The organism is Paraburkholderia fynbosensis, assembly GCF_902859935.1.
Classification (GTDB): Bacteria; Pseudomonadota; Gammaproteobacteria; order Burkholderiales; family Burkholderiaceae; genus Paraburkholderia; species Paraburkholderia fynbosensis.
In genome coordinates this window covers 62854-74632 of sequence record NZ_CADIKI010000014.1, presented here as the reverse complement: position 1 = coordinate 74632, position 11779 = coordinate 62854, and the positions used below count along the sequence as shown (strand labels likewise).

At 65.0% G+C, this 11779-nt stretch carries 8 protein-coding genes; 4 read left to right on the top strand and 4 right to left on the bottom strand.

Annotated features, from left to right (window positions below; genetic code table 11):
* Positions 1-145 precede the first annotated feature (145 nt).
* Positions 146-889, top strand: coding sequence for a FadR/GntR family transcriptional regulator (locus HV770_RS22710; RefSeq protein ID WP_175163179.1), 744 nt, complete (start codon positions 146-148; stop codon positions 887-889).
* A 121-nt stretch (positions 890-1010) separates the two neighbouring features.
* On the opposite strand, the gene HV770_RS22705 is transcribed toward HV770_RS22710, so the two are convergent.
* On the bottom strand, positions 1011-2594 hold the full coding sequence (locus HV770_RS22705) for an aldehyde dehydrogenase (NADP(+)) (RefSeq protein WP_175163177.1): 1584 nt from the start codon (positions 2592-2594) through the stop codon (positions 1011-1013).
* A 222-nt stretch (positions 2595-2816) separates the two neighbouring features.
* On the opposite strand from HV770_RS22705, the gene garL reads away from it, so the two are divergent.
* The 3 genes from garL (at position 2817) to HV770_RS22690 (ending at position 6828) form a co-directional block, all read left to right on the top strand.
* The gene (garL, locus tag HV770_RS22700) at positions 2817-3617 is read left to right on the top strand and encodes a 2-dehydro-3-deoxyglucarate aldolase (protein WP_175163175.1); all 801 of its coding nucleotides are present in this window, start codon (positions 2817-2819) and stop codon (positions 3615-3617) included.
* Between the two features lie 41 nt (positions 3618-3658).
* Complete coding sequence (locus HV770_RS22695) at positions 3659-4573, top strand: 2-hydroxy-3-oxopropionate reductase (protein WP_175163173.1); 915 nt, start codon at positions 3659-3661, stop codon at positions 4571-4573.
* Positions 4574-4803: 230 nt separating this feature from the next.
* Positions 4804-6828: a glycoside hydrolase family 28 protein gene (locus HV770_RS22690; RefSeq protein WP_175163171.1), complete on the top strand. Its 2025-nt coding sequence runs from the start codon at positions 4804-4806 to the stop codon at positions 6826-6828.
* Positions 6829-6957: 129 nt separating this feature from the next.
* Here HV770_RS22690 and ilvD read toward each other — a convergent pair whose 3' ends face one another.
* From ilvD to HV770_RS22675, 3 genes are all read right to left on the bottom strand, one after another.
* The gene (ilvD, locus tag HV770_RS22685; protein WP_175163169.1) at positions 6958-8817 is read right to left on the bottom strand and encodes a dihydroxy-acid dehydratase; all 1860 of its coding nucleotides are present in this window, start codon (positions 8815-8817) and stop codon (positions 6958-6960) included.
* Positions 8818-9232: 415 nt separating this feature from the next.
* Positions 9233-10531, bottom strand: coding sequence for an MFS transporter (locus HV770_RS22680; protein ID WP_175163167.1), 1299 nt, complete (start codon positions 10529-10531; stop codon positions 9233-9235).
* A 29-nt stretch (positions 10532-10560) separates the two neighbouring features.
* Positions 10561-11397, bottom strand: coding sequence for an NAD-dependent epimerase/dehydratase family protein (locus HV770_RS22675; protein WP_175163165.1), 837 nt, complete (start codon positions 11395-11397; stop codon positions 10561-10563).
* Between the last annotated feature and the right edge of the window lie 382 nt (positions 11398-11779).

Sequence of the window (11779 nt, the reverse complement as noted above, 5' to 3'; positions counted from 1 at the left end):
TTCGCGAGGCGCTTTCGGCACGCGTCGACGCCCCTCGGGCGCCGGCGCTGTAATTGATCCAGCGTTTTTATAATCAGTCGTCAGACGACGGTATAATGAACCTGCAGAGCGTATCTGCAACTATCTGATTCAAGGGGCGTTCTCGATGGCTACTCCACTGGCATCCGCGGCACCGCCACGACGCGCTCGCAATCTTGCCGAGTTCGTCGTGAACTACGTCACCGAGCAGATCGCGACCAACGCGCTGAAGCCCGGCGACAAACTGCCGACCGAATCACAGCTGATGGTCACGCTGAGCGTGAGCCGCACCGTGATTCGCGAAGCAATTTCACGTCTGCAGGCGGGCAAGATCATCGAGACGCGGCACGGTATCGGCAGTTTCGTGCTGGAGCCGCAGCGCGAAAAGCTGGGCATCGACATGGTGCCGGCCACCACGCTGCGCGACGTGCTGTCCATTCTCGAACTGCGTATCAGCCTCGAGACGGAGTGCGCCGGTCTCGCCGCGCAACGCGCGAAGACCGACGACCTCGCGCGCATGCGCGCCGCGCTCGACGCGATCGAAGCGACTCGCCACAACGGGCTCGATAGCGTCGACGCCGACCTGCAGTTTCATATCTCGGTCGCGCGCGCCACGGGTAACCGCTATTTCGTCGACATCCTCACGCAAATGGGCAGCGCGCTGATTCCGCGCAACCGGCTCGACTCGGCCGGCATTGCGCGCGCGGAACCGGACGCGTATCTGTCGCTCGTCAACCTCGAACACGAAAGCATTCTCGATGCGATCTCGCGGCACGATGCGGAAGGCGCGCGCGCGGCCATGCGCATGCATCTGTCGAATAGTCGTGAACGGTTGCGGCGCGCGAACGAGGTGAGCGAGGCGAACAGCTGATCGACAGGCTGCGCGCAAAGGAAAAATGGCCGGGATGTCCCGGCCATTTTTTTATCCTGCTTCGCTTTCATCTCACGCTCGCGGCCCGCTCATTTGCAGGCCACGAGAGCGAGGTCAATCTTTAACCGCGCGTGATTTCGCCGTCGCGACGACGCCACAGGTCGAGCGGATTGCCGTCGGCCAGCGCCTGCGGCAGCAGATCCGCCGGGAAGTCCTGGTAGCAGACCGGGCGCAGGAAGCGCTCGATCGACGTCGTGCCGACCGACGTCGCGCGGCTGTCCGACGTCGCCGGGAACGGGCCGCCGTGCACCATCGCGTGCGAAACCTCGACGCCCGTCGGATAACCGTTGACCAGAATCCGCCCTGCCTTGCGCTCGAGAATCGGCACCAGCTTCTTCGCGGCGGCGATGTCGGCGCTGTCCATCTGCAGCGTCGCGGTCAGCTGACCGGCGAAGTGCTCGGCCACCTTCAGCATTTCCTGCTCGTCCTTGCAACGCACGATGGTCGACACCGGGCCGAACACTTCGTCTTCCAGCGCCGGGTTGGCGAGGAAAGTCTGCGCATCGGTCACGAACAGCGCCGCGCGAGCCTGCGTCGGGCCGCTTGCGTCGACACCGCGCGCCACTGCCTCGACGCCCTTGGTCGCCGCCAGCTTGCTTTCGCCGTCCTGATATGCGGCGTGAATGCCCGCGGTCAGCATGGTTTGAGCCGGCTTGCCGCTCAGTGCTTCCGACGCCGTCGCGACGAAGCCCTTCAGCGCGTCGCTGTCGAGAACGATCGCGAGACCCGGGTTAGTACAGAATTGACCCGCGCCGAGCACGAGCGAATCGACGAAACCGCGCGCGATGCTGTCGCCGCGTTGCGCCAGCGCGTTCGGCAGAACGAACACGGGGTTGATGCTGCTCATCTCAGCGTAGACCGGAATCGGCTCGGCACGCGCCGCGGCGACGCGCATCAACGACGTGCCGCCCGCGCGCGAACCGGTGAAGCCGACCGCCTTGATCGCCGGATGCGCGACCAGCGCTTCGCCGACCAGATTGCCCGCGCCGACGATCATCGAGAACACACCTTCAGGCAGGTCCATTTCCTGCGCGACGCGCTGGATCACTCGGCCGACCATTTCCGACGTGCCGAGGTGCGCGCGGTGCGCCTTCACGACGACCGGGCAACCGGCCGCGAGCGCTGCCGCCGTGTCGCCGCCCGCCACCGAGAACGCGAGCGGGAAGTTGCTGGCGCCGAACACCGCGACCGGGCCGAGCGCGATCTTCTGCATACGCAGATCCGAGCGCGGCAGCGGCTTGCGCTCCGGCAGCGGCGAGTCGAGCGTCGCGGCGAGCCATTGGCCGGCGCGCACGACTTGTGCGAACAGCTTGAGCTGGCCGGTGGTACGGCCGCGCTCGCCTTCGAGACGCGCCTTCGGCAGACCCGACTCCTGGTGCGCGCGCTCGATCAGCGCATCGCCCAGCGCCGTGATGCCGTCGGCGATGCGCTCGAGAAACTCGGCGCGCACCGTGAGCGGCAACGCCCGGTACGGGTCGAACGCCTGTTGCGCCAGTTCGCACGCGCGCTCGACCTGAGCGACGCCGCCGCTGCCGAAAGCCGGCTCGGCGATCTCGGACCCCGTGGCGGGATTGACCGCGTGCAATGGTTGTTCCTCGCCGCGCACTGCTTGGCGGCCGATCAGCATTTCGCCGGTAATAGACATTTTCGCTTTCCTTAAGTGAAGGCCTTAGATATAAGTCATCCTACAACATAGGAGGCCTACCGCGCAACCTGAAACGCCTGTCCGGCGGGGAATTCGGGTTTACGTGGCGGTTACAACCCATGGGGTGAATGCTACTCTGAGAGCAAGACATACGACGACTTATAACGTCTCGCATAGCCGTCGTCGGACTCGCCCGATCCATTGCCGTTCGAGGAGATACCCATGCCGTCTGTCACGCCCTACGAGGCCTTACCCAATCGCTTCCGGCGCGCGGTTTGCGCCGGTGAAACCCAGATCGGCTGCTGGGCGTCGCTCGCCAGTCCGGTCGTCACGGAACTGCTGGGCGGCATCGGTTTCGACTGGATGCTGCTCGACGCGGAGCACGCGCCCAACGACGTGCTCACGCTGATCCCCCAACTGATGTCGCTCAAGGACAGCGCCAGCGCGCCGGTTGTGCGGCCGCCGGCCAACGACAGCGTGTTCATCAAGCGGCTGCTGGACAGCGGCTTCTCCAACTTCCTCGTACCCTTCATCGAAAGTGCCGACGACGCGGCCCGCGCGGTCGCCGCGACGCGCTATCCGCCCCAGGGCATTCGCGGCGTGTCGGTGAGCCATCGCGGCAACCGCTATGCGGCCGTGCCCGACTACTTCGACATCGCCAACGACAACGTCTGCGTGATTGTACAGATCGAGAGCCGCAAGGCCGTCGAGGCGATCGACGAAATCCTCGCGGTGGACGGCGTCGACGCGGTGTTCGTCGGCCCGTCCGACCTCGCGGCCGGCTACGGCCGCCTCGGCAACGCCAGCCATCCGGAGGTGCAACAGGCGATCGCGCACGTTTTCGAGCGCGCGCAGGCGGCCGGCAAATCGAGCGGCATTCTCGCACCGGTGCAGGCCGACGCGGAACGTTATCTGTCGCTGGGCTGCCGCATCATTGCGGTGTGCGCGGACATGGGCATGTTGAAAAACGCCGCACAGACGGTTCAGAAACACTTCATGCAGAAACCGGCGGGCCAGGCCTGAACCCCGGCGCCAAGCCAGACACGGGCAGCGGCACGGCCGCCATGACATCTTCGGAGCATTCCATGCAAAAAGCAGGCTTTATCGGACTCGGCATCATGGGCAAGCCCATGGCCGCCAACCTTCTCAAGAACGGCGTCGCGCTGACCGCGTTCACGCGCAGCGGTGTGCCCGACGAACTCACCCAGGCCGGCGCGATCGCGTGCGACAGCCCCGCCGCGGTCGCCGCGCAGGCCGATGTGATCTTCATCATGGTGCCGGATACGCCGGACGTCGAACGCGTGCTGTTCGGCGACGCGGGCGTGGCCGGCGCCTTGCGCGCGGGACAAACGGTGGTCGACATGAGCTCGATCTCGCCGATGGCCACCCGCGAATTCGCCGCGCGCGTGCGCGAGCGCGGCGCGGACTATCTGGACGCGCCGGTGTCGGGCGGCGAAGTCGGCGCTAAGGCCGGCTCGCTGACCATCATGGTGGGCGGCGAAACCGCGACCTTCGACAGCGTCAAGCCGCTCTTCGACATGATGGGCAAGAACGTCACGCTGATCGGCGCGGTCGGCGCGGGTCAGGTGTGCAAGGTGGCCAATCAGGTGATCGTCGCCGCGACGATCGAAGCGGTCGGCGAGGCGCTGCTGCTCGCGTCGAAGGCCGGCGTCGATCCCGCGCGCGTGCGCGAAGCGCTGATGGGTGGCTTCGCGTCGTCGCGCATTCTCGAAGTGCACGGCGAGCGCATGACCAAACGCAGCTTCGATCCGGGCTTCCGCATCGAACTGCATCAGAAGGACCTGAACCTCGCGCTGTCGACCGCGCAAGCGCTCGGCGTATCGCTGCCGAACACCGCCACCTGTCAGGCGCTGTTCAATGCGTGCGTCGCGCATGGCGGCAAGGCGTGGGACCACTCCGCAATGGTGCGCGCGCTCGAAGTGCTCGCCAATCACGAAATCGGCCAACAGCCCGCTTAACGCCGCACGTTCCTGCTCGCCTTTGCATCGGCTCCATGCAGATGGAGCCGTGGAACGGCGCGCGCTCACCCTCGTGCGTGGGAGTCCATTGCCGTTGTCGTCCGCTCTTTACACATAGTAAGGATCACTACCTGTCGTGATTCTTGCTGTAGAAAAACGATACCGGCGACGGTCGTCCCCATCATCACCCACGATTACTGACAACGCCCGCAAAGGGCAAGGAGACATCCGTGACAACCCGGCATAAAAACAACGGCCAACGGAACGCATCGAGAAACCGCCAGCAGAGCGAACCGCACTCGCCCGCGCGCCGCGCATTCATCGTGCTGGCTGGGACGTCCGCAGGCGCGACCCTGCTGGGCGGCCTGTCCGCTTGCGGCAGCTCCATCAACGATTCGCCCGCCGCGCCGAGCGCACCGCCCGTGGTGCAGGACCCGATCTGGGGCTCGTCGGGCGCGGCTACGCAGATCATCGCGTCGTTGCAAGGCATCAACCAGTCGATGTTCCCCGCGCGCGACTATCTGGTCACCCAGTACGGCGCGCAGCCCTGCTCCGTGATCGCCGCGAGCAATCCGTACACGGGCTCGGCATCGCTCACGAGCCCCGGCTCGGAACAGACCAACGCCGCCAGTTCGTTCGATTGCCGGCCCGCGTTTCTCGCCGCGATCCAGGCCTGCAACGCAGCCGGCGGTGGTCGCGTGGTCGTGCCGGCGGGCACGTGGTATTGCGCAGGCCCGATCGTCCTGCTCAGCAACGTGAACTTCCACCTGAGCGCGAACTGCACGATCTACTTCAGCCCGAATCCCGCCGACTACGCGAAGGACGGCCCGGTGAACTGCGGCGCCAACGGCAACCTGTTTTATAGCCGCTGGCAGGCAAACGATTGCCTCAACTACGGCTCGCCGGTTTACGCCCGCAACCAGACCAACATCGCACTGACCGGTGAAGACGCCACCTCGGTGCTCAACGGCCAGGCGATGACGCCGTTCGCCGGCACCGGCAACACCGCCACCTGCTGGTGGACCTTTAAAGGATCGAACGGCGCGTACGGCTGCGTGAACTCGACGACGCCGTCGCAGGTGTCGATCAATTCGAACAACGTCGATCTGCGCACCGCGGTGCCGGGCATTTCCGACGCGCTCTATGCGCAGCTCACGAGCCCCACCACGCCGTGGCAAGAGGACGCGAACTACTTGCCCGCGCTGTCGGAGGCGGGCGTACCGATCGAGAAGCGGATCTTCGGCAGCGGGCACTACCTGCGTCCGTGCATGGTCGAATTCCTCGGCTGCACCAACGTGCTGATGGAGAACTACACGACCAACAACACACCGTTCTGGCAGCATCATCCGACCGATTGCAAGAACGTCGTGATCCGCGGCGTGACGACCAACAGCGTCGGCCCGAACAACGACGGCTTCGATCCGGATGCGTGCGACAACGTGCTGTGCGATGGCGTGACCTTCAACACCGGCGACGATTGCATCGCGATCAAATCCGGCAAGGATCTCGACACGCAGTACGGCCCCGCGCAAAACCACGTGATCCAGAACTGCACGATGAATAGCGGCCACGGCGGCATCACGCTCGGCAGCGAAATGGGTGGCGGCGTACAGAACATCTACGCACGCAATCTGCGGATGCTCAACCAGAACTGGGCGACCAATCCGCTGAACATCGCGATTCGCATCAAGACGAACATGAATCGCGGCGGCTTCGTGAAGAACTTCTACGTCGATACGGTCACGCTGCCCAACGGAGTCGCGCTGAAAGGCTCGGGATACGGCAGCGCGTTGCTGGCCGGCAGTCCGATCAACGGCACGGTGCCGCTCGGCGTGGTCACGGCGACGGCGGCCAATCCGTCGGCGGCGCAAGGCGGCCTGATCACGTTCGATTGCGACTACCAGCCCGCCAACGACGCGATCCGCACCCGTCCGGCGGTCGTGCAGAACGTCAACATCTCGAACGTGCAGGCGAGCAATGTGACGCTCAACGGCGTGACGGGCTCGTGCTTTCAGGCGATCGTCGCGCAAGGGCCGGTCGCGTTCGATTACAACGGCTCGACACCGGCGCCGACGGTGCCGGCGATCACCGGCGTCACGATCTCGAACTGCAACCTGGGCACGGCGGTCTGCGCGGGAGCGGCCAGTGCGAGCACGCCAGGCCCGATTTACGCGTACAACGTCAACGGCATTGCGTTGAACAACGTGGTGATCGGCTCAACGACCTACAACACGACGGTGGTCGATCAGCGGTAAAAGCGTGAACGTCGCGGGGTGAGCGCGCCGGATGTCGTTTGCTCTTTTGCCCCGCGCTGACAGGCCAAAAAAAGCCGCTCCGTAGAGCGGCCTTTTTACACGCAAGCGGGCGCGAAGCCCGTCGCGAAATCAATCGTCCAGCAGCGACAGGTCGCGCACCGCGCCCTTATCAGCCGACATCACCAGCTTCGCATACGCCTTCAGTGCAGCCGACACCTTGCGCGGACGCGGCTTGGCGGGCTTCCACCCCTTCGCGTTCTGCGCTTCGCGGCGGCTCGCCAGTTCCTCGTCGGACAGCAGCACGTTGATCGTACGGTTCGGAATGTCGATGCGGATCTTGTCGCCATCGCGCACGAGGCCGATCGCGCCGCCCGCCGCCGCTTCCGGCGAGCAGTGGCCGATCGACAGGCCCGACGTGCCGCCCGAGAAGCGGCCATCCGTCAGCAGCGCACAGTCTTTGCCGAGACCCTGCGACTTGATGTAGCTCGTCGGATAGAGCATTTCCTGCATGCCCGGGCCACCCTTCGGACCTTCGTAACGCACGATCACGACATCACCGGCCTTGACCTTGCCGGCGAGGATGTTCTCCACCGCCTCGTCCTGCGATTCGGTCACGTGAGCCGAGCCCTCGAACACGAGGATGCTCTCGTCGACGCCCGCGGTCTTCACCACGCAGCCGTCGAGCGCGATGTTGCCCGTCAGCACCGCAAGGCCGCCTTCCTTCGAGAACGCATGCTCGTACGAGCGGATGCAGCCCTCGGCGCGATCGAGATCGAGACTCGGCCAGCGCGTGTTCTGGCTGAACGCGACCTGGCTCGGCACGCCGGCCGGGCCCGCCATGTAGAAGGTACGGACCGCGTCGTCCTGAGTGCGGACGATGTCCCACTGATCCAGCGCGTCCTTCAGCGTTGCCGCATGCACCGTCGGCACGTCGGTGTGCAGCTTGCCGGCGCGGTCCAGCTCGCCGAGGATGGCCATGATGCCGCCCGCGCGATGCACGTCTTCGATGTGGTACTTGTTGGTGTTCGGCGCCACCTTGCACAACTGCGGCACGATGCGCGACAGGCGGTCGATGTCGGTCATCGTGAAGTCGATGTCCGCTTCGCGCGCGATCGCCAGCAGGTGCAGGATCGTGTTGGTCGAGCCGCCCATCGCGATATCGAGCGTCATCGCGTTTTCGAATGCCTTGAAGCCCACCGCGCGCGGCAGAATGCTCGCCTCTTCCTGCTCGTAGTACTGGCGGGCCAGTTCGACGATGCGGCGGCCGGCGCGCTTGAAGAGCTGCTCGCGGTCCGCGTGCGTGGCGACCACGGTGCCGTTGCCCGGCAGCGAGAGGCCGAGCGCTTCGGTCAGGCAGTTCATCGAGTTGGCCGTGAACATGCCCGAGCACGAACCGCAGGTCGGGCAGGCGGAGCGTTCCACCTCGGCTACGTCGGCGTCGGAATAGGCCTTGTCGGCGGCGATCACCATCGCGTCCACGAGGTCGAGCTTCTTGAACTCGATGGTGCCGGTTTTCGGATTGGCGAGGCGCGTCTTGCCGGCTTCCATCGGGCCGCCGGACACGAAGATCACCGGAATGTTCAGGCGCATCGCGGCCATCAGCATGCCGGGGGTGATCTTGTCGCAGTTGGAGATACACACCATCGCATCGGCGCAATGCGCATTGACCATGTACTCCACCGAATCCGCGATGATGTCGCGGCTCGGCAGCGAATACAGCATGCCGTCGTGGCCCATCGCGATGCCGTCATCGACCGCGATGGTATTGAATTCCTTGGCTACGCCGCCGGCGGCTTCGATTTCGCGTGCGACGAGCTGACCCAGGTCCTTCAGGTGCACATGGCCGGGGACGAACTGGGTGAACGAATTGACCACCGCAATGATCGGTTTCGAGAAGTCTTCGTCTTTCATGCCGGTGGCACGCCACAGGGAGCGCGCCCCCGCCATGTTGCGGCCGGCGGTGGAGGTTTTGGAACGGTATGCGGGCATCGTGGTTGTTGGAGAAATATCGCTGAAAAGAAGCGGGCCAAGGGAATAAAGGCCCCTCGCGCGCCCGTGCGAACAACCTTGTGAGCCGCGCTCCGGGCAAAACCCGGCGATTATCCCACAGCACTTGATGGTGTGCGGCTCACGCGTGCCGCGCGGCCCCACGTATGCGGCCTCCGTTGACGCGTGCGCGTGACGGATCGGATGGCCTTTTGATGACCTGTTTCGTTTTCCTCGCGCCGATGCGTACGACGCGCCGCGCCGTGCATCCGAAAAGAAGCGTCGCGTTGCCACAGCCGGGTGAAGCTCGCACGCCGCGCCCGAAAAAAAACGGCGCCTCACTGAAGAGGGCGCCGTTGCTGCATGACCTGTCACGCTGGAGATTGCGCCGAATCACACCGGCGCAACTCGCCATCACTTACTTGGCGGCGACCACGCCACCGGCGCCGGACCAGCGCGGCTCGGGCGCCTTGTCGCTGCTTTTCGCGAGCAGGCACACCACGGCGGCGGCGATCAGATCGAACACGGCCAGCACGACGAACAGCGGGCTGTAACCGATCTGCGTGACCAGCACGCCGAACAGCATCGTGAACGCCGCGGCGCCCAGATAGCCCGCCATGCCGCCCATGCCGGTCGCGGTCGCGACTTCGTTCTTGCCGAACATGTCGGACGTGATCGCGTACAACGCGCCGGACAAGGTCTGGTGCGCAAAGCCACCGACGCACAGCAGCGCCACCGCCACATACGGACTTTGCACCAGGCCGACACACGCCGGTCCGATCATGAACAGCGCGCCGACGACGAACACCATCTTGCGCGACGTGAACAGCGACACCTTCGCGTACTTGTGGAACAGCGGGCTCAGATAACCGCCGAGCACGCAGCCGATATCGGCGGCGAGGAACGGCATCCATGCGAACATCGCGACTTCCTTCAGGTTCATGTGACGCTCGGTCATCATGTACAGCGGAATCCACGCGTTGAAGGTCTGCCACGCCGGTTCCGACAGAATGCGCGGAATGCCGATCGCCCAAAAATCGCGGCTGCCCAGCATCGCGCGCCAGCTGCGCTTGGGTGCGCCGGCCTCGGCGTGCTTCGCTTCCTGGCCGCTCAGAATGTAGTCGCGCTCGGTGGCGCTCAGCATCTTCTGCTTGCGCGGATGCTTGTACATCACCATCCACACCGCGCTCCACACGATGCCCGCCGCGCCGACGATCACGAATGCCAGTTGCCACTGTCCGCGCAACAGCGCCCAGACGACCAGCGGCGGCGCCAGCAACGCGCCGATCGACGAGCCGATGTTGAACCAGCCGATCGCGACCGACCGCTCTTTTGCCGGGAACCATTCGCTGGTCGCTTTCACGCCGGCCGGAATGCCCGCCGCTTCAGCGAGGCCGAGCAGGCCGCGCAAGAACGCGAGACTGCGCCAGCCCGTCGCCCACGCGGCGGCGGCACAGGCCAGCGACCAGGCGAGCGCGAACGCCGCGAAGCCGAGCTTGGTGCCGACCGTGTCGAGCACGAAGCCCGCGACCGGCTGCATGAACGCATAGCAAAGCTGCCACGCGACGACCACGTGAGCGTACTGCTCGGTGGTGATGTGGAGGTCTTTCATCAGCGTCGGCGCGGCGACCGACAGCGTATTGCGCGCGAGGTAATTGATGATGAGCCCGGCCGCGACCAGGCTGACCATCCACCAGCGGATGCCCTTGACTTTCATGACTGCGTCTCCTCGTGATGCCAGGCCAGTCAGACCGGCCGTGCCGCCGTGGCGGCCGATGCGTCCGGACCGCCGTCTTCGCGCGAATAATCGATGCCGACAAAAGCGCCGCCCTGGAAGCGTTGGCCAAAAGCGTCGAGCGGATTCGGGCGCGCCAGAATCTCAGCGGCGTAGTCCTCGGAGTTCTGGGTCGGCTGATAGCCGAAACGCGCGGCGCCGCTGTTGTCCCACCAGCTGCGCGTATTGGCCGACACGCCCCAGATGGTCAGGAAGCCGACGTTTTCGGCCTCGACGCAGCGGTCGAGGAAGTGCATCAGATCGCGATGGCCGAACCACGTGCTCAGGTGACGCGGCTCGGTCGGGCGTTCGAGGCAACTGCCGATGCGCACGCACACACTTTCGATGCCGTGCTTGTCCCAATACATTCTGGCGAGCGCTTCGCCCCACACCTTGCTCAGGCCGTAGAAACCGTCCGGGCGCAGCTCGCAGTCGAGGCTAAGCTTTTCGGTGACCGGATACATGCCGATCGCGTGATTCGAGCTGGCGAACACGATGCGCTTCACGCCGTGACGGCGCGCGCCTTCGTACACCTCCACCAGACCGCGCAGATTATTCTCGATGATTTCCGGCAGCGGCCGCTCGACGCTCGTGCCGGCGAAGTGGATCAGCACGTCCACGCCTTCGAGCAGACGATCGACGACCGCCGGATCGCGCAGGTCGCCGTGCATCACGTCCTCGCCTTCGACGAGGGGTGTCAGGGCCTTCGAGCCTGCTGCCGAACGCAGCGGCGTGCCGCGCGCAATCATGGCGGCGCGTACGACGGCGCCGAGCTGGCCGCCGGCGCCACTCAGGGCAATCTTTTTCATAGGGGTTCCTTTCCTGCGTTGACTGCGCCGCGCGCGATCGAACTTGGGGCAGCTAGCGGTGAAGCGGCGGCGATGCCGCCTGCATAAACGCACGCTTGTTGTACGATAACGTACTATCGACGATGCCCGAGCGGATTTCAACCAGGCATTTACCCTAGTCTGACCCGCAATAGAAAGGCCTTTCCTTGATAAACAAGCAGTTACCGTAGTTCGATTTATAAGACGTCGTATGACATGGTCGACGCGTTTTTCTTTCAATGCCGACGGTTCGCGGCGTGCGCACCGAACCGCCGGCGCAGCCGTGCGCAAGCACGCGTAGACTTGGCCCCTTGTGCATCAGCGAATCACCGCGCCGCCGCCGTCACGTTATCGACGCGGCCTT